We start from the raw sequence: 18,188 nt of genomic DNA on the forward strand, positions 1-18,188 counted from the left end.
CTCCAGATGCGTTAAAAGGTGTATTTTACGCCAAAGTAAAACTGGCGGCCCAGAGCGTAAGTGCCCTGCGATGTGGCGCTGGTGCTGAGGTTGGACAGGTTTTTTCTGTCCAGCAGGTTGAGCGCTTCCACTTCCAGCGTAAGGGTCTGATCTTTGTACTTGATGGCGTCAAAGCTCAGCTTGGCGTCCACGTTGAGGCTGTCTTCCTGATAGGCCGTTCTGTAGGACGAAAGGATAAGGCCGGAAGGCCCGACCACACTGGTGGAGCCGGAATCGTTGTAAAGGCGTTTTCCGCCCTGTTCCCAGCGCAACTGGCCCATGAGGCGCAGGCGGTCTTCCCAGAACTGGGCGCTGTGGGTATAGGCGATAACCCAGGGAGAGTTGAAGTTGCTGGCAGGCATGTCGCCTTTTGGCGTGACCACGCCGTTGAGCAGCACAAAGTTTGGATCGCGGATGGTGGAATCCGTTTCATTGTAGGAATCGTTTGTCCAGTCCGTATAGTTGCCTTCGGTTTTGGACCATGTGGCGGAAAGCTCGCCCGTGTGCTTGCCCCAGTCGCCAAAATCAAAGGTGCGCTCGGCAGAAAGCGTGATGCCCTTGTAGTCGGTTTTGCCGTCGTTGGAATACTGGGAGTAGCTGATGCCGTTTTCCTTGACCATTGCACCCTTGAGCTGATTGCGGTAGTCGCGTTTGACGTAGGTGGCCTTGAACAGCGTATCCCACACGTCAGCCGAGGCGCCAAACGTGTATTCATCGTTGTACGGCGTTTTGAGGGACCCAAGACGGAACGCTCCGGGGGGCGCTTTGGGGCCTGCAACCCAGGGGGAGTTCCAGTTCGGACGCGTGAAGGTTTGATAATATGAGCTGCCGCGCAAGGCCCGTTCCATTACCTGAGTTCCGTAATAGCGGTTGTAACCGCCGAAAACATTAAAGCGGTTGTCGTTGAGCAGGTCGATATTGACAAAAAAGCGCGGAGCCACATCGGTGTTTTCGGTCAGCGAATCGTAGGAAACGCGCGCACCGGGGCGGAGAGTCACCCGTTCAACCTTGATGGTGTCCTGTAAATAAAATGCCGGGGCAAACACGCTCTCGCGGCGCTCAAGGTCGTTGTAAACCTGCTTTGTCTTGGCATACTGCTCGCCAGTTATGACGCCGTTGCCGTACGATCCTGATGCCCCGCTGGCCAGTGCGGCGTTGGTAAAAATCGTGTACCCGCCGCGTTCGCTCTCCAGCATGATCTTTTTGAGTTCAAAACCCGTTTCCAGCTGATGGGTGAAGTACTTGGGACCAAAGGCCTTGAAGTCCATGCTGCTGGCCCAGCTCAGGGTAGTTTGCTGCTGGGTGTAGTTGCCGTAGCCGCCTTCCGTTGCCAGATTGTTGTTATAGGCCCAATTTTTGGTGGAAGGACTTATTTTCCATACATAATTGACATCTTTGCTATTTTTTCTGTCAAGATTGTTCTTGCTGTAGGTGATGTCGTTGCTCCAGCGCCCGATGGGAAAGTCGTAGTGGCTGTTGAGCATCATATCAACGCCGCCGCCGTTTACGCTGTATTCGCCGCCGTCCTTGAAATTGGCGTTGAAGAGTGTGGCTTTGTAGGGCGCGTAAATGGTGGTAAGGCTCAGATACAGCGGGCTGCTCTCCGGCGTGTTGATCTTGAAGAGGTAATTTTCATTCAGGCGGCGTTCGGTCACGGAGCCATCGCCAGCCTTGAGCTTGAGCGGTATGATGGATGTGGTGTTGGCATAGGCCATCATGACGCCGGGGCCGTTCTGCCACAGGGGGCCTTCCAGACGCAGTGAAGGATAATATTTGTAAAATTCCGGCTGGTAATTGTTGCCCGCGAGGGGCTGAACGTTGCTGTCGCTGCTGGTGTAGTGAAATTGCGTCAGGTTGCTGTCCGTATAGCGAAGGGCCGCCATGCCGCGCCACCTGTCGGAGGCAGCGTCGCGCAGCTTGGCGTCAATCACGCCGCCAAGAAAGTCGCCGTACTTGGCGGGCACGTTTTCCGTGTAAACCTTCACGGTGTCCAGCATGTCGGTGCTGATCATGATGGACTGCGAATCGCCGGTGGGGATGCCGCTATTGGCAGTGTGTTCATACCCGCCGGGATTGATGAGGTTGTTGTTGCCCAGACCATTGATGATGAAGTTGTTTTCGTAGTGTTTCGCGCCGCGGATGGAGATCTTGGGCGGTGTGATCTCGCCGCCGAGCATGCCGCTGCGTGAGGACGAGTCAAACTGCACGTTGGACTGCCCGCGCAACAGGTCATTGATGCTGTTGGTGGCTGAGGGGGTCATGTCCATGGTGCGGCGGTCGATCAAAATTTCGCCGGGCTGTTCTGTCTGGCCGCGAACCTGCACCCCTTCCAGCCGGTGTACTTTTCCGGCTGATTCCTCCGCAGCTGCGCCTTCCGCCGGTTTGCCCTGCTGAGCTGGGGCGGGTGCGCCATTGCGGCGCAGGGCCTCCTCAATGGCGGCGTCATCAGGCGATTCCGATTCCACAGCCAGCGCCATGCGCGCAGAGGGGAGTTGCGCCAGCGGCGCCGCAGCCAGCAGAATAAGCTGCACGCAGAGCGCTTTTTTCTTAAAAAAAGAATGCAATTTCCTTTTCATCTTTAAGGCTACCTTTCTTCCTGTGACAGACAAACCGAAAGCCCGTGCACTATATTGCAGACGCACTGCCTTTCGCGCGCGTGAGCGCAGCATCAACCCGTGTATGTTAAGCGGCGCTGCCGCAATTACAGCCCTGGGGCAGCATTCGTGCCAGAGGGCCTGCAACCAGAAGCGTCAGCAGGGCAGGCAGACCAAAAACAAGTACAAGCAGGATTTCGGGTGCGCAGGTGCGCAGCAGCGTACCGGATTCCATGCGTCTGTTGTCCTGCCGCTTCCGTACAGCGAGAAGCAGGATCAGGCTCAGCAGATTTCCGCCTGCGGCCCAGAGGGGATATTCCGGCAGGGCGATTTTCAGGCTGGTTCCGGCAATATGCGGTTCAAACTGCACCACAGTCAGCGGGCAGAGGAATGAAAGGCAGCGCTGCTGGTTCATTTGCCGTTCAACAACCGTTGCGGGGGGGCTGAGCAGCAGGTTGCGGATGATTTTAAGGTTGCCGTCGGCGGCGATCACAAGCACATCCTGCGCCAGGCGCGAGCCAAGAGTGCTCACGTTAAAGGTCGCGTCCAGCGGGGTGGCCCACACCGAAACATTCTGCACATCAGGCAGATACTGCAAAGGCAGGCGCATGGGGGCCTGACTGCGCCTGTTGATGTACAGACCGGTTTCTGTGGCGATGGTGCCCAGCAGGTCGCTGTATTTGTTTTCGCGCACATCCACGCGCAGCGTTTTGCCGGGGATGAGATGCCCGGTGTTGCGGCATTCGGGCTTGCCGCGCACCATGAGCAACTGGAAGAGCATACCCTTTGCATCCACGAAAAAGAGGCCTTCATCCATGCTTTTGAAGGGGTCGGCATTGCTGCCCGCAGCCTGAAGGGGAAACTGCGCCCCGGCGGTGAGCACTGCGGCGGTAAAGGCGGTTCCCTTGCCGGTGTTTTCCTTGCCGTCGGCGCAATTCACAAAGCGCAGGCGGGTGTCGTCCAGCAGCAGGATGTCTGGCGGCAGGGAAAAGGACGCGGTTTCAGGCGCGGATTCCATAAGAACAAGAACGCGGGACTGCGGGAGCATGACCTCGCGCGGGGTTGCCCGCAGGCGGACACCTTCCTGCGCATCCCTGAAGGTGACGGAGCGCCCGTTAATGCTCATGGGGAACCCGCCCCATTTTTCCACATCGCGCGAAAACATGTAGGGCAGGGTCATGCGGCCATCGCGCTGGCTGATGCGGTTGCCTTCCTCGTCCCTGAACTGGAACACCGAAGGCCCGGTTTCAAAAATGATAAAGTTATTTTTTACTGAACTGTACACAGCGCTTAGCTGAAGATAATCCGCCCGTGTGGCCCGCAGGTACAGTTGCGGAACAAACCAGGCCAGAACAAAAATACCCAGAAACACCGGGGCAAGGCGCAGCCAGTAAATACGCATTATTCTCCCTCCTTGACCCGCAGGGCGGCAGCGGCCACAGCCGGAATCCAGGGCAGACAGGCGGCGGCGTAAAGCCATATGCTGTTGCTCATGGACGCAAAGCCTCGCCCACCAGTCAGCATGGTTACATAGGCGAATCCCGCCAAGGCAAAGCATATCTTGCGTTTGAACGAAGGGTCGGCAATGGCGGCGGCAGTGGCGCACCAGCTTGTGAGGCCAGCCATTCCCCAGGGCAAAAGGGTTTTGAACATGGGTACGGAAAGCTCCGGCGGCAGGCCGTGGTGATTGTTTATCAGGGCAAAGCCTGCGGATGCGGCGCAGAATACAAGCGCCATCAGGCCCAGACCGGTGACGGCCTGAACAGCAAGAGCAGGAATGGCGTTGACCGGGAGGTGGAAGAGCAGGCGCAGTCTTTTGCCCACGCATTCAGGGGCCATCTGCACCGAGGCAAGCCAGATGCCGCCAAGAATAAAGGCCCACTGGAGAGAGCCAAAATAGATGCTCTCCTTGAATATCAGCCCGTTCCATGTGTCCACGGCTCCGTGCATGGAAAGCACGCCCTTGAACGTCAGGTGGTAATCCGCAAGGGCCGCGCCAGCGAAAATAAAGGGGATGCACCAGAAGTAGCGCAGTTTGATCCATTCCTTAAAAAACAGTGCCTTGATCATGTCCTTCCTGCTTTGCTCTATGCCGTGTTGCTGCGCCGTTCAGGGCAGATTGCCGCTGAAGATGCCTAGTATCTGCCCGTCAGACCCACAAAAGCGTCCTCAAAGGTCATGGGCACGGGTTGGGGCGCGCCATCCGGGCAAGCTACCCCTCGTGCTTCAAGAAAAGCTCGCATTTCATCCGGCTGGGCCCGGCTGAACAGCATCATCCGGTCTGCGCCGCGCTCGACCCGCAGCAGGGGGCCATCGTTGTTGCGCAATTCGTCTGCGGCAGTGCAAAGCGGCAGATCATAGCGCAAAAATGAACGCATGAAATCCGCCTGACGTTCTTTGGCCAAAACTGTTCCTTTGTGGATAACCACCAGTGAATCAAGCAGGTTTTCCAGCTCCTGCACCACGTGCGAGGTCAGCAATACCGTGGTGCCGTAGCGGCGCACGTGATCCCGCAAAAAGTCGAGAAACAGCCGGCGGTAGCCCACATCAAGGCCTAGGGAATAATCGTCAAGGATCATCAGTTCGGCCCGTTGCGCCAAGATGAGGCCCAAGGTGACCTGCGAGCGCTGCCCGCAGGAAAGTCTGGTGATGCGCCGGGTGAAAGGTATGTCCATGCGGCCCACCACATCATAATAGATGCCCCTGTCCCACTGTGGATAAAAGCTGGAATAGAAGCGTTCAATCTCGCCGATGGTCATGAAATTGTACTGGATGAAGCCCTCGTGCAGCAGACCGATACGTGCGCGCACCTGCGGCGGTATGGCGTGGCTTGGATGCCCCATGACCATGCACCGGCCCGAATCCGGCTGCATGAAGCCCATCAGGATGTTGATGCTGGTGCTTTTCCCCGCGCCGTTTTTACCCAGCAAGCCCACAATCTCGCCTCGCGACACGCTGAAATCAACACCGTGCAGCACCTCTGTGCCGTGGTAGCTGTGGCGAAGAGCCTTGCATGAAATAAGCTCTTCCATCACTTGCCCTCCTTGGCTGTATTGGCCTTGCTGGGGCTGGGCCTGGCGATATTGCCCTGGTCGGCACTGGGCTGGGAATGCGCCGCAACTGTCCATATGGCGGAGGGAGCTGCCAGAAGGTCTTTCAGAGCTTCCGCTACAGCTTCTTTTGTGCAGTTTTGCAGGTTGCTCTCTGTTGTTTTGCTCCATTCAAGATAGGGGTAGCCTGTAGCCAGTTCTGTCAGCAGCATGCGCTGCCAGTACTGGGTGTTGCTGCGGCTGGTCTGAACCTGGGTGAGCATGGGCAGGCGCAGTCGGTCCAGCTCCTGCTGGCTCACCTTCCAGGGGGCGAGAGTCCCCAGATATTCCGTAACCTGACCCATCTGCTCCCTTTTGGTGTGCACATCGACCTGGAGCAGGGAATACCCGTCTTCATTGGACATGGTGCGATAAAATGCGCTGGGGCTGTAGCTTGCGCCCATGCGCTCCCGCAGATCGCGGCGCAGTTTGTCGCGCAGCAGCGCTGCCGCAAGCTGCCGGGCAGCCAGAACCTCCCTGTTGCCCTGCGGCGCGAAGTCAAGACGCCATGCCTTGCGGATAACGGCCTGATCTACAGAATCCGGAACCAGAATGCTTGCGGATTTGCCAGCAGGAAATTCCAGCGGGGCTGTTTTTTCTTCCGCAGCCGCAGTCTGGGTTGTGATGTGACCGAAGTAGCGTTTTGCCAGTGAAATTGCCGCATTGGGGTCAATATCTCCGCTGATGATCACACGCACAGGCTCTTTTTTACGGCTGGCGGCGATAAAGCTGCGCACATCGTCAATGCCAAGGCTGGCTGCCTCCTCGGGCCTGAGGGGCTGATATCTGCGGGCATTGCTGTAAAAAAATGTCTGCCCGGCTATTTTTGAAACTTCTTCAACTGTTTCAGTCTGTTTGCGGTTCTGAGCCTCAAGTTTGCGCAGGGCGCGCTGGAGGTCGGCACCCTCTGGCTGCGGGTCGCTGAATTGCGTCCACACCGCCTGCACCAGTAGCTCAAGCTGGCGGGAGTCGCCTTCAACACTGATGATGGCATTGTTGGGGCCGTGCACCTCGCCGACCCTGCCGCCCATGCGCTCCGACAGTTTTTGCGTTTCAAGGCGCGAGAGCGCGCCGAGGCCGCTTTCTGCCAGGGTTGCGCTGGCTGTTTGGGCAAGGGCTATGACGTTGTCGGGCAAGTTGGCGTATCCCTTGCCGAAGAGAAGCTGCACCGAGGCCTTGTTGGGCTCAAAATTAAGCGGAAGCACGTAGCATTCAACGGCATCGCTCAGACGGGTCTGGAGGAGGGTTACGGCTGGGCTGCCTGGCTGGGAGAGATCGCGGCTGGCTATGGGCGCATCTGTGGGGGCCGCAGTTGCCGATGCTGCCGGCGGAAGTTCAAGGTAGGGGAAGGCAATGGATTTTGTCTGCACCCTGGGCGCTGGCTGCGCAGCAAGGCCCTCTTGCCATGCGGCGAGGATGGCGGCTGCATCGGGCGGCGTGGCGCTGCCCACAGCAAGGAAAACATCGTCCATTGCCAGCATGGAGCGAAGCGCTGCATTGACCGCATCTTCGGTGATGGCGGGCCGCAACTGCTGGAAGAGGTCCAGATCAAAGGCGGGGGCGGTTTGAACGTAGTCCGCATTGGCGGTGCGTACAAACTGGTCTGCCACATCGGCATTGCTCATGCCAGCGCGCTGCTCCTTGAAGCGGGAAATTCTTTTTTCTGCAAAATCAAGCGCCTGTGCTATCTCCTGCCGGGTGAAGCCGTGCGTTACCGCCGCCCTTATTTCTTGCGCCAGGGCAGGCAGCGCCTGTTGCCAGCCGCCGGAGTGCGTTGTCAGGCCGATAGCGGCAGAAGGGGTAAGGCCCTGCCGCCAGTTACTGGCAAAGCGGGCGTTGTTCCAGAGATTGTCGTGCTGGTCGCGCTCCAGCAGGCGTCGTTGCATACAGTAACCGAGTACTGAATCCACAAGCTGGTTTTGCTGATTCAGACGCGTGTCGCGCTGGTGCATGCGCGGAAAGCGCATGATCACGGAAATTTCCTCGCCGCTGATGGCGCGTTGCTCCCCTTGCGCATGGATGCCGCCAAGCCTCGCCTCGCCCCATGACGAGGGGAAGGGCACCGGGCCGGGGTTCGTCATGTCTGCAAAGCTGTTTTTCACAAGCGGGCTGATCTGATCGGCAGTGACGGAGCCTGCGATAACCAGAATCATGCGTTCCGGATGGTACCATTTGCGGTAAAAGGCCTTCAGGCGCTCGGAGGTAGCCCCACGGATGCAATCCTCCGTACCGATGGGCTGGTTCACAAAGGCTGTGCCTTCATAGAGCAGGGCCGTACGCTGGCGTTTGCTTGCCATGGCTTCGCTGTCGCGCACATTTTTTTCTGCCAGAATAACGCCCAGCTCCTTGGCAACCTCTTCTGGGGCAAACTGGATGCCATCCGCAAAGTCGCGCAGGATTTTCATCCCCATGGCAAGAGTGCTGGTGTCGCAGGATGTCAGGTTGAGCTTGAAGATGGTTTCTGCCCAGGCGGTATGGGCATTGGTGTCGCCCCCAAAGCTCATGCCGTGGCGCTGGAAAAAGGGAATGAGCGATCCTGGCGCAAAATTGCGTGTTCCGTTGAAAGCCATATGTTCAATGTAGTGGGCGTAGCCTAACTCGCTGGGCGTTTCCATCAGCGAACCGGCCTGAACATCCAGATACATGGAAACGCGGCCTGCTGGCTTGGCGTTGGGGATGATCGCATAACGGAAACCGTTTGGCAGACGCCCAAAGGTGATGGCAGGGTCTGGCGGCAGGTCAGAATGCTCGTGCGCCCATTTGCCATCGTACCAAAAAGCTTCCGAGGGGCTGTTTGCAAAAATATTTTTTGCAAATGATGTGGAAGTTAAGAATGTTAACACAATGCACAGGGCAAGGATTGATTCTGTCAAAAATAAGGGCATGTCTTCATATCCGCATGTTTGAGTGCTTGGAGTAATGAAAGTCGCTATCTGGAAATGAAATTGAATTTCTTTTGACTTAGCTAAGTAGCCAGAAACTTGGATAGTGTCAATTATAATGATGAGTTATTTGTAAGGCGTTATGATTGAATAAAAAATATCAGAAAATCTGCACAGAGGCCTGTAGCTGAAGCGTTTATATAACCGGCTAAATTAAAATAGTTTTTATAAAATGTTGACTGTAGATTGCAATTGAAAAAGGAATATCCTTTGAAAGGCGGCGAGGAATGAAAGTGTGGCGGTTGCCGTTGAGAGAGGGGGGAAGCAGGTTGCTGCTAGGGCGGTGTCAGGGATTTTTTTCTATGGCGGATTTTCAGTGGCTGCAATTAGTTGCGGGTGCGTAAAAAAAGAAGGAGGAGTTGTGTTCCTCCTCCTTGCCTGTGGTGGCTGAATGGCTGCTGAGCGTTTTCCCGGCATCAGTCCTGAAGCTGCGGGGACGCAATCCTGCTGAGATTCGCTGAAAATGTATCTGATCTGCCAGAATATGCTGCGCGAAGCCGCAACTAGCTAATAAGTCTGCATTAATGAGGTAATGGTATGATAATCAAAGGCACTCAGGGCATCATGCATACTTCTGTTTATTGTTCTGTTCTTTGCAGACTCCAACAAAAATGGCAGCACTACTGATTATCAGGATGCAACGTATGAATTCCATAGCCTGATGGCAGCCGATTCGCTGACAGACCACTGCAAAGGGCAGTTTCCGCATTCGCAGACAAGCCGATATATGTCGTTAACTCTGCCTTCAGGTCTGGATACTTCAACCTTGGGGGCTTTTCCACATTTGATACAGGGATGAATGACAGGGAGATTTTCTTTGTTCATGCGGGCAACATAATCTTCTTGTTGCCAGTAGTCAAAAGGGATTAACCACGAAAGCCTGCCATGCGTTTGAGTGGAGACATAGACCTGGATGGCATGAAAGTGGACATCTCAGAGTATCTTTTTGTTTCCCTGCTAGCTCATAGGTTAGTTTGACCGGTATTTGGGACTTTCTGTTTGCAAACAGGGATAAAAGGAACGATGAAAATAATAATAATATATAATTATTAAATATGGTTAAGCGCACTTCGCCCGAAAATTTGTGAAAAGAGATTTCAGTGTCTGCCAATGCGTACAGTTAAGTGACAATAAGGTTAATTGTATGTGTAACTGGTGTAGTTTTATTGTTGATGCTCGTTATTGTTAGTTTTTTTAATTATAGTGATTTTAGAGACACTGTTAATTTGTTGTGGTACTCTGCAAGCAGGTATTGATTGATGGGAGTAGCTATGGAATATCCGCTTGATCTTGTTTCTGTGGCTCTCAAAAGCAATGGTGGAAAAAGATTCACCCTTGCAGATGGTCACGAAATGAAAATATTGCCAGTGGGCGATGGTAAGATAATGGACATCATCATCGATGATGGTGCTTCATATAAGACAAAAGGAGCTGCAGATTTTGTAAAAAAAATTGAGCAGATATTAGAAGGTAGAGGCATTGCCGGATGGGATGAAACTCGGGAAGGGCAAGACAGTATTGATCAGGTGCTTTCCATGTACAAAAATAATCTTGAATGACGCTTCCTGAACCGTTTTGTGGTGGTGTATGATGCTGCGAGCATTACACAGGGATGACTTATTCTACAATCAATCCGCACTTGCTTTTATTTTACAATGGGCAACGATTATTTGCCTGTGTGAGGAGGTACAATTTTTTTGAACATGAACAGGAGAATGAATTATGCAAATTAACTCAAAACAACGTGCTGAAATAGAGCGAATTTTATCTAATTGGAAAAGATATCTAGAAAGTCTTCCGCCAGCATCAGATGATTTGAAATTACATAAATGGCTCGGTATGAATACATCGTTGGTGAAAAAAGATAATTTTAGTAGTCAATTGCGGTTTGTAGCAAATGAACTGAGAACGCGTCTTGACGCAACGTCATTATAAAGCTGGGTAATAAATAAAAAGGGTGTGATGGACTGTCCCCATAGGAGGCAACGCTAAAAAGTCCACGGGCTGAGCGTTGTTGTGCCTTGTTGGGGGGAAAATACTTCACACCCTTTTGGTTGGATGGTGGTTGCTTGAGGGATTCACCCCCGTGCGTTGTAGCCGGTCGGATAATCTGATTGCTTTTTGAGGCAAACTGCTGTGCCCGTTCAGGCCGAATTGTTGGTACAAATTGGCTGATACTTTTCAGGAATGTTTGAAGTTTTCTGTACGCAGGGCTTTTGGCTATTTCAGATAAAAAAAAGGCCGTGAAAATCACGGCCTTCCTGCATTTTAAATGCGTACTGGACTTACCAGCGACGGGCGGCGGGCTTTTTGGGCTCAGCCTTGTTCACGCGCAGGGCGCGGCCGTCAACTTCTTTGCCGTCAAGAGCGGAAATAGCGTTGATGGCGCTGCTTTCGTCCATTTCAACAAAACCGAAGCCACGGGCGCGGCCGGTTTCGCGATCAGAGATCAGATTCACGGAAAGAACATCGCCGTAGGGCTTGAAGAGAGCTTCAACGCCGTCCTGAGTGGCAGACCAGGACAAATTACCGACATAAATAGAAGTAGCCATGTGAGACTCCAAGGGGTTAAGGGAGGTAGACTTTCTGCTTGAAGCCTTACCCATGTAAAGTCTCTGGCGAAAAATTTACTATACCCAATCAATGATGAGAAAATATAGGGCGAGGCTTGAAAAATGTCAATGAATGTTCTTGGTGGGGAAGAGATATTACAGCTTGAATTTACATTTTTTATAAAACTATCATCAGTCTGGGCAGTGAGATAGCATCTAAAAAATTATTTTTTATTATTATTTAGACACCGTAATTTTATGTTGGTATGATTGTTGATTGAAATAGAAAAAATTGGAGTATGTATGAATTATAAACTACGGCTTGTCGCAAATATTCTTACAAGCAAGGAAGAAAAAGTTTTTACCTTTCATGATGGGCAGAAAATGTCGATTGAACCCGTGGGCGATGGAAAAACAGTTAATATCTCGCTTGGGGAAGATGAGACGTACAAGACTAAAGGTGCCGACGCCTTTTTGAAAAGGGCGGAAAAGATACTCAAGCAGCGGGCACAGGGCGAAGCTGATGAGTCCTCTCAGAATCATGACGATATATTCAAGATTCTTTCCATGTACGAGGGATGTGGCCAGCGCCGTAGGTGATAGCGGCTGAAAATGGCGCACGGTGCAGAGTATTGTTTGATTTCTTTTATGGACGAAAACTTCCCTAAGCGGGGAGTTTTCGTCCATCATAAAAAAGGGGTTACTGTTTTCCAGTAACCCCTTGAAATCTGGCGGAGAGGGGGAGATTCGAACTCCCGGTACGCTATTAACGTACACACGATTTCCAATCGTGCTCCTTAGACCAGCTCGGACACCTCTCCATTCGGTGTTGTGCACCGCTCAAAGCCGAATACCTATATAGCAGGCATTTGGGAATTGCAAGAGAAAAAAATGAATCAGGGCAGTTTGTTGCAAAAAAAGTTGTCGTAAGGGTATCAACCGCCCCAATGCAGCGCCCCTTTCCTATTCGCCGCACAGAGCATCGGGCTTGGCGAAGCCCTACAGCGCAGCAAAGTCCCACAGCGCCCCCCCAAGAGGCAAGGCCCACCCGGAATCCCGGACGGGCCTTGCATAATATATCAACAGGGGCTGCACGCGATCGGCCTTGGCTAATCGTCTTTGCGGTCCTTGTTTTTGGTCTCGTCATCTTTGCGCTTTTTCTTGGTGATCTGCGCGGCGCGATAAAAAGCCCACAGGCCAAAGACCGCCATAACGGTAATGCCTACAGCGTTGAGTGTCAGGACGTCCATGCTCTGATCCTTCTGACGGCATCAGGCTGCTGAGGCCGCGCCATTGCGCAAGCGCGCGTTCTTGTTCTTGGCCGCAGGGGGTTAGCCCATCACGCCTATGGTGCTGAAGCCGCTGTCCACATAGATGACCTGGCCCGTCACAGCGTGGGCAAGGTCAGAGGCGAGGTACAGGGCCGTGCCGCCCACGTCGCCAGTGGTGACGTTGCGGTGCAGCGGGGCGTTGCGGTCAACAATGTTGCACAGATCCTTCATGCTGGAAACAGCAGAAGCGGCAAGGGTTTTAATGGGGCCAGCGCTGATGGCGTTGACGCGGATGCCCTTGGTGCCGAAGTCGCAGGCGAGGTAACGCACGGAGGCCTCAAGAGCGGCCTTGGCAACACCCATGACGTTGTAGCCGGGAATGACCTTGGTTGAACCGTGATAGGTCATGGTCATGATGGAAGAACCCTCGTGCAGCAGGGGTTCAAATGCGCGACAGACGCCGGTGAGCGAGTAGGCGGAAACGTCCAGGGCAAGGCGAAAGCCCTCGCGGGAGGTGTCCACAAAGCGGCCACCCAGGTCTTCGCGATTGGCAAAGGCCACGGAATGCACAAGAATGTCCAGATCGCCCCACTTCTCTTTGACCAGATCTGCGGCGGCCTGAATCTGCGCGTCATCGCACACATCGCACTGGAAGGTGAATTCACCGCCAAGCTCTTCGCTCAGGGGGTCAACGCGTTTTTTGATGGCATCTCCCACATAGTTGAACGCCAGACGGGCACCCTGTTCCTTGAGGGCATTGGCAATGCCGTAAGCGATACTTCTATTATTGGCCAAACCCAGTATAAGAGCTTTCTTTCCTTGCAGCAGCATGGATCCTCCTGAAAAAAACAATGCGAGCCGAACGAGTCGGCACTAAAGTGTATCAGAACAGCGGCAGCGCGCCTGGGCGAAAAAGCTGCACAATATACGGCGCTGTCGGACAGTGGACGGCAGGTCGATGGTACAGCCCGGCGCTTTTGTGAAAAAAGTGCCTAGGCTCCCACGCCAAAGGCGCGCCCGGCACTGTTGTACCGGACGCGCTCAATTTTTTTACTTTGTAAGGATGTCGTAAGCTTCCTGGTAGCGGTTCGCCGTGGCCTTAATGATTTCTTCCGGCAGGGCGGGCGGCGGGGGCTGCTTGTTCCAGGGCTGCTTTTCCAGCCAGTCGCGCAGGTACTGCTTGTCAAAGCTGGGCTGGCCCTGACCGGGCTGATACTGGTCAGCGGGCCAGAAGCGGGAAGAATCGGGCGTGAGCACTTCATCAATGAGGTGCAGCTTGTCGTCAATAAAGCCGAATTCAAACTTGGTGTCCGCCACGATGATGCCGCGCCCGGCGGCGTAGGTGCGCCCGGCCTCGTAAATGGCAAGCGTGGTGCGTTCAACCTGGGCGGCGGTTTCCGCGCCGAGCAGTTCCCCAGCCTGAGCCACGCTGATGTTTTCATCGTGCTGGCCCAGTTCGGCCTTGGTGGAGGGCGTAAACAGCGCAGGTTCCAGCTTGTCGGATTCGCGCAGGTTGGCGGGCAGCTTGTAGCCGCACAGGGTGCCGGTGGCCTTGTAATCTTTCCAGCCGGAGCCGGTGATGTAGCCGCGCACAATGCATTCCACGGGCAGGGGCTTGGCCTTGCGCACGATGACGGCGCGGCCTTCAAGCTCGTCCTTCCAAGGGGCCAGAGCGGCGGGGAAGCGGTTCACATCGCTTTCAATCAAGTGATTGGGGATGATATCCTTGAACTTTTCCATCCAGAACAGGGTGATCTGGTTAAGAATCACGCCCTTGTAGGGGATGGGTTCGTTCATGATCACGTCAAAGGCCGACATGCGGTCAGTGGTGACAATGAGCAGTGTTTTTTCGTCCACATCATAGATGTCGCGCACTTTCCCGCGAGAAAGAAGGGGATAGGCGCTGATCTCGGTTTTTACCACGACTTTCATGATGGCTCCTGATTCCTCTGGCTCTTGCTATTTCTTCCCGCGCGCTTCAACGGAGCGGGCGTGGGCTTCCAGGCCTTCCAGCCGGGCAAGGGCGGCTATGGACTGCATGTTCTGCTGTAAAAAGGTTGAAGAAGCGGCCACGATGCTGGTCTTTTTGCAGAAGGTCTGCACCGAAAGAGCCGATGAAAAACGCGCCGTTCCCAGTGTGGGCAGCACATGGTTGGGCCCGGCAAAATAGTCGCCCACAGGTTCGGGGCTGTGCTGGCCCATGAACACGGCCCCGGCATGGCGAATAAAGGGCAATACGGCCCAGGGGTCGCGGGTGCACAGCTCAAGGTGCTCCGGGGCCACCATGTTGGCAACTGCCACAGCTACGGAAAGATTGGGCGTAACCACAATGGCGCTCCAGTCTTCCAGCGCGCGGGCGGCGGTGGTGGCTCTGGGCAGGGCGGCGCACTGCTTTTTCAGCTCCTGCTGGAGGGTATCGGCCAGACGGGCATCGTCAGTGATGCAGATGGCCGAGGCCAGGGCATCGTGTTCCGCCTGCGAAAGCATATCCGCAGCAAGCCATGCGGGGTTGGCGGAAGAATCGGCCAGCACGAGCACTTCGCTCGGCCCGGCGATCATATCAATGCCCACAATGCCCTGCACAAAGCGCTTGGCAGTGGTGACAAAAATATTGCCCGGCCCGGCAATAACATCCACGGGGTGAATGGTCTGCGTGCCGTAGGCCATGGCCGCAATGGACCATGCCCCGCCAACGCGGTAAACTTCATCAATATCAAGCAGATGCGCTGCGGCAAGAATGTGCGGATTAACCGTGCCGTCCTTGCGGGGCGGCGTAAATACGGCCAGACGCGGCACACCGGCCACCTGGGCGGGTATGGCGCTCATGAGCAGGCTGGAAACAAGGGGCGTATTGCCGCCCTGACCGCCGGGAACATACAGGCCGCCCGCGTCAACAGATGTAACCTGCTGGCCGAGAATGCTGCCGTCCTGGCGGGTGAGAAACCACGATTTCTCAACCTGAGCTTCGTGGAAAGAACGAATATTGGCCGCAGCCTCGCCGATGATTTCGCGGCTTTCAATGGTAACGGAGGCTGCCGCCTTGGCGATTTCCTGCTCGCTCACGCGCAGGGGCGGGGCAAAGTCAGGGCAGTCAAAATTGCGCGTGTACTCCACAAGGGCATCGTCGCCCTTTTGCCGCACAGCGTTGATAATGTCGGTTACGGCGCTTTCCACCCCGTTGCCGGGATTGTGCCGCCCTTGCAGCCACTGGGCCAGCGCGGGCCATTCCTGTTCATGTTGCAGCGTCAAAATTCGGCATGTCATAGTGCTGTTCCTCTTCTGGTTCGCGCAATATACAGAAGCCGCCGCAGAATGTCGAGGCGCAGATGTCTGTCAACTGGCGCAAGTGCTGGGGCAGTGGAGCCGGAACAAAACTTTTTGCAGTTACGGCAGCGCCTTGACAGGGTGGACAAGCATACTTACTTAACGGGAAGCATCGTGACCCCGCCGGGGTCGACTCAGGAGGAAGCATGCAGCGTCATAAAATGAACCACTCATTCGGACAGCAGGGCAGTCAGCAGGGCGGCCAGGCGGATAACCGGGCAGAATGCCAGCCCGAAAGACCGGAAGATGGTTTTCTTGAAGAAGATGGTATTCTGTTCGGTCAAAATGCGGGCAAAAACCCCGCTGCCGATTCCGTGCAGGAGTCTGATACTGCCCCGGCAGACAAGGCGGCTTCAGCCGAAAGCCTTGAAGAACGTTGCAAGGCGGAGCTGACAGAAATGCGCCTGCGCAATGCCGCAGAAATGGACAATTTCAAGAAGCGCCTCACGCGCGAGCATGAAGAGCAGATGCGCTACGCGGCTGAAAAGGTCTTGGGCGACCTGCTGCCCACGCTCGACAATCTTGATCTGGCCCTGCGTTACGGCAGCAAGAGCGAAGCCTGCAAGGACATGTTGCAGGGTGTGGCCATGACCCACAAGCTCCTGCTTGATGCGGTGGAAAAGCACGGCCTCAGGCCTATGGGTGAGGAAGGCGAAGAATTTGATCCCAACGTGCATGAAGCCGTGGGTTTTGAAGACCGCCCCGATTTTGCCCCCAACTCTGTGGCGCGTGTGCTGCAACGGGGTTTCAAGCTGGGCGACCGCTTGCTCCGCCCCGCCAAGGTGATGATAAAACAGTAATTTTTTTTACGCGGTTTTTGGGCCCGGCGTCTTCGGATGCCGGGCTTTTCTGTTTTTTGCGCTGGTTATGCCGTGCCCAGAAAATGGGCAGCTTCGGCAATGATCTGCCGTAATTGTAATGTCGTATCCGGCTCGTCACCCTCATGGGCGCTGCCGTCCGTGTCGTAAGCACCACCCACTTGCAGCGCCAGGCCCAGGCGTAGTTCCAGCAGTTCCCCTTCCGCCAGCGGGCAAAAGACAACACCTCTCCGCCCAATGGCGGAAAATGAACGCGGCAGCATTCCCATGCCATCCCCCTGGGCAATGCGGGCCAGCAGCACGTCGTGCTCTTCCGGTTCTTCCAGATATACTGGTGCAAAGCCCACATGGGTGAAAATGCCACGCATATGGTCAAAGTACGCGGGATTGTTCTCGCGCCGAAACCAGAAAAGAGGTCTGCCGTTCAGGTCTTGCAGTTTTGCTGCGCCATTGCCTGCAGGGGGCAGGCCTGCAAGCCATGCTGCGGGCAAAGCTGCAAGCAGAGGTTCCGCATACGGCAGGGGGCTAACATGCACGCCCGCAGCATCAAGAGGCAGAGCCACCAGCGCCGCGTTCAGCCTGCCCCGGCGAACTCCCCGCGCAAGTTGGGGCGAAGGCTGGCGCACATACCGCACCGGGCTGCCGTTGAGAGTATCAAGTCTTTTTATAAAGCCCGCAAAAATGCCCTGTTCAAAGGCTGTTGTCAGACCAATGGACAAGGGCGCTTCCGATCCATTCCTGCCATGTCCGAGCCTCCGCAAACGCAGTCCTGCGGCGTCCTGTGCTCCCAGTACCGGGCGGGCAATGCGCAGCACTTCCAGCCCTGCCTCCGTGAGTGTCAGCCCTCGGCTGTGGCGCTCAAACAGCGTGAGGCCCAGCATTTCTTCCAGATGCCGCATATGGCGGCTCAGGGGCGGCTGGGTCATATACAGCCTGTCAGCGGCGCGCCGCAGGCTGCCTTCTTCTGCAACTACAGAAAAATAGCGCAGCAGCCGCCAGTCGGGGATGTCAAAAAGATCGTTAGCCATGCTTTAAAGGTATCACCAAAAAGGCAAGAGGCAAAGCGCGGGCATGGGCATAAAAGTCTGATCAGGGCCACGGCATTGAGCCAGGCCATTACACCGGAGAATGTCATGCAGACTGATCGTTATGCCGCAGGGCTTGCCATGCTGGAACAGGTTGATGGACGCGGCGGAGAAGAAGTGCTGGAAAGCGTGCGGGCTATTTGCCCCGATTTTGCGCGATACCTTGTGGAATTTCCGTTCGGGGATATCTATTCAAGGCCAGGGCTGGATTTGAAAAAGCGGGAGATCGCCGTTGTGGCGGCCCTGACAGCAATGGGCAACGCGGCCCCGCAACTGCGCGTGCATATTGCGGCTGCCCTGCATGTGGGCTGCACCCGCAAGGAAATACTGGAGGTCATTATGCAGATGGCCGTGTACGCGGGTTTTCCCGCCGCGTTGAACGGCCTGTTTGTCGCCAGGGATGTTTTTGACGGGCAGGATGGGCAGAAAGTGTAGGGCAGACAGGCGCGGCGGTTGCTGTTGGCAGCCGCTGCG

General features: G+C 55.1%; 16 protein-coding genes and 1 tRNA gene. 5 read left to right on the forward strand and 12 right to left on the reverse strand.

Going from position 1 to position 18,188, the window contains the following annotated elements; all coding sequences use genetic code 11:
- Positions 1-11 precede the first annotated feature (11 nt).
- The 5 genes from G449_RS0106780 to G449_RS0106800 all read right to left on the reverse strand — a co-directional run bounded on the left by G449_RS0106780 (position 12) and on the right by G449_RS0106800 (position 8,607).
- Complete coding sequence (locus tag G449_RS0106780) at positions 12-2,603, reverse strand: TonB-dependent receptor plug domain-containing protein (protein ID WP_159060447.1); 2,592 nt, start codon at positions 2,601-2,603, stop codon at positions 12-14.
- A gap of 118 nt (positions 2,604-2,721) precedes the next feature.
- A complete protein-coding gene (locus tag G449_RS0106785) occupies positions 2,722-4,035 on the reverse strand; it encodes a DUF4857 domain-containing protein (RefSeq protein ID WP_022658558.1) in 1,314 nt (437 codons plus the stop codon).
- Positions 4,035-4,703, reverse strand: coding sequence for a hypothetical protein (locus tag G449_RS18430; protein ID WP_022658559.1), 669 nt, complete (start codon positions 4,701-4,703; stop codon positions 4,035-4,037). Before G449_RS18430 ends, G449_RS0106785 begins: the two co-directional genes overlap by 1 nt.
- 65 nt (positions 4,704-4,768) lie before the next feature.
- Complete coding sequence (locus G449_RS0106795; protein ID WP_022658560.1) at positions 4,769-5,665, reverse strand: ABC transporter ATP-binding protein; 897 nt, start codon at positions 5,663-5,665, stop codon at positions 4,769-4,771.
- Positions 5,665-8,607 carry a M16 family metallopeptidase gene (locus G449_RS0106800; protein ID WP_022658561.1) on the reverse strand — a complete coding sequence of 981 codons (2,943 nt, stop codon included), beginning with the start codon at positions 8,605-8,607 and terminating at the stop codon, positions 5,665-5,667. The genes G449_RS0106795 and G449_RS0106800 overlap by 1 nt, the downstream gene beginning before the upstream one ends.
- A gap of 1,328 nt (positions 8,608-9,935) precedes the next feature.
- Here G449_RS0106800 and G449_RS0106805 point away from each other — a divergent pair.
- Both G449_RS0106805 and G449_RS18435 read left to right on the forward strand, forming a co-directional pair.
- Positions 9,936-10,223, forward strand: coding sequence for a hypothetical protein (locus G449_RS0106805; RefSeq protein ID WP_022658562.1), 288 nt, complete (start codon positions 9,936-9,938; stop codon positions 10,221-10,223).
- 163 nt (positions 10,224-10,386) lie between these two features.
- Entirely contained in the window at positions 10,387-10,599 is a 213-nt protein-coding gene (locus G449_RS18435; protein WP_159060448.1) for a hypothetical protein, read from the forward strand.
- Between the two features lie 350 nt (positions 10,600-10,949).
- Here the strand turns inward: G449_RS18435 and G449_RS0106810 are convergent, their stop codons facing one another.
- Positions 10,950-11,216: an RNA recognition motif domain-containing protein gene (locus G449_RS0106810; protein ID WP_022658563.1), complete on the reverse strand. Its 267-nt coding sequence runs from the start codon at positions 11,214-11,216 to the stop codon at positions 10,950-10,952.
- A gap of 303 nt (positions 11,217-11,519) precedes the next feature.
- On the opposite strand from G449_RS0106810, the gene G449_RS0106815 reads away from it, so the two are divergent.
- Entirely contained in the window at positions 11,520-11,816 is a 297-nt protein-coding gene (locus G449_RS0106815; protein ID WP_022658564.1) for a hypothetical protein, read from the forward strand.
- A gap of 129 nt (positions 11,817-11,945) precedes the next feature.
- Here G449_RS0106815 and G449_RS0106820 read toward each other — a convergent pair.
- The 5 genes from G449_RS0106820 to hisD form a co-directional block, all read right to left on the reverse strand.
- Positions 11,946-12,037 (reverse strand) — tRNA-Ser (locus G449_RS0106820).
- 288 nt (positions 12,038-12,325) lie between these two features.
- Positions 12,326-12,466, reverse strand: coding sequence for a hypothetical protein (locus G449_RS18440; protein ID WP_022658565.1), 141 nt, complete (start codon positions 12,464-12,466; stop codon positions 12,326-12,328).
- Positions 12,467-12,547: 81 nt separating this feature from the next.
- Positions 12,548-13,318 (reverse strand): enoyl-ACP reductase FabI, encoded by a 771-nt coding sequence (locus tag G449_RS0106830; RefSeq protein WP_022658566.1) that lies wholly within the window; start codon positions 13,316-13,318, stop codon positions 12,548-12,550.
- Positions 13,319-13,537: 219 nt separating this feature from the next.
- The gene (locus tag G449_RS0106835) at positions 13,538-14,419 is read right to left on the reverse strand and encodes a phosphoribosylaminoimidazolesuccinocarboxamide synthase (protein ID WP_022658567.1); all 882 of its coding nucleotides are present in this window, start codon (positions 14,417-14,419) and stop codon (positions 13,538-13,540) included.
- Positions 14,420-14,446: 27 nt separating this feature from the next.
- Positions 14,447-15,751 (reverse strand): histidinol dehydrogenase, encoded by a 1,305-nt coding sequence (gene hisD / locus G449_RS0106840; protein WP_022658568.1) that lies wholly within the window; start codon positions 15,749-15,751, stop codon positions 14,447-14,449.
- Positions 15,752-15,957: 206 nt separating this feature from the next.
- Here hisD and grpE point away from each other — a divergent pair, with 206 nt between their 5' ends.
- Entirely contained in the window at positions 15,958-16,611 is a 654-nt protein-coding gene (gene grpE / locus G449_RS0106845; protein ID WP_022658569.1) for a nucleotide exchange factor GrpE, read from the forward strand.
- A gap of 65 nt (positions 16,612-16,676) precedes the next feature.
- Here the strand turns inward: grpE and G449_RS16330 are convergent, their stop codons facing one another.
- On the reverse strand, positions 16,677-17,657 hold the full coding sequence (locus G449_RS16330) for a LysR family transcriptional regulator (protein WP_022658570.1): 981 nt from the start codon (positions 17,655-17,657) through the stop codon (positions 16,677-16,679).
- A gap of 105 nt (positions 17,658-17,762) precedes the next feature.
- Between G449_RS16330 and G449_RS0106855 the strand changes: the two genes are divergently transcribed.
- Positions 17,763-18,149, forward strand: a complete 387-nt coding sequence (locus G449_RS0106855; protein WP_022658571.1) for a carboxymuconolactone decarboxylase family protein — start codon at positions 17,763-17,765, stop codon at positions 18,147-18,149.
- Positions 18,150-18,188: the final 39 nt, after the last annotated feature.

Source organism: Desulfovibrio desulfuricans DSM 642 (assembly GCF_000420465.1).
In the GTDB taxonomy this organism is placed as follows: domain Bacteria; phylum Desulfobacterota; class Desulfovibrionia; order Desulfovibrionales; family Desulfovibrionaceae; genus Desulfovibrio; species Desulfovibrio desulfuricans.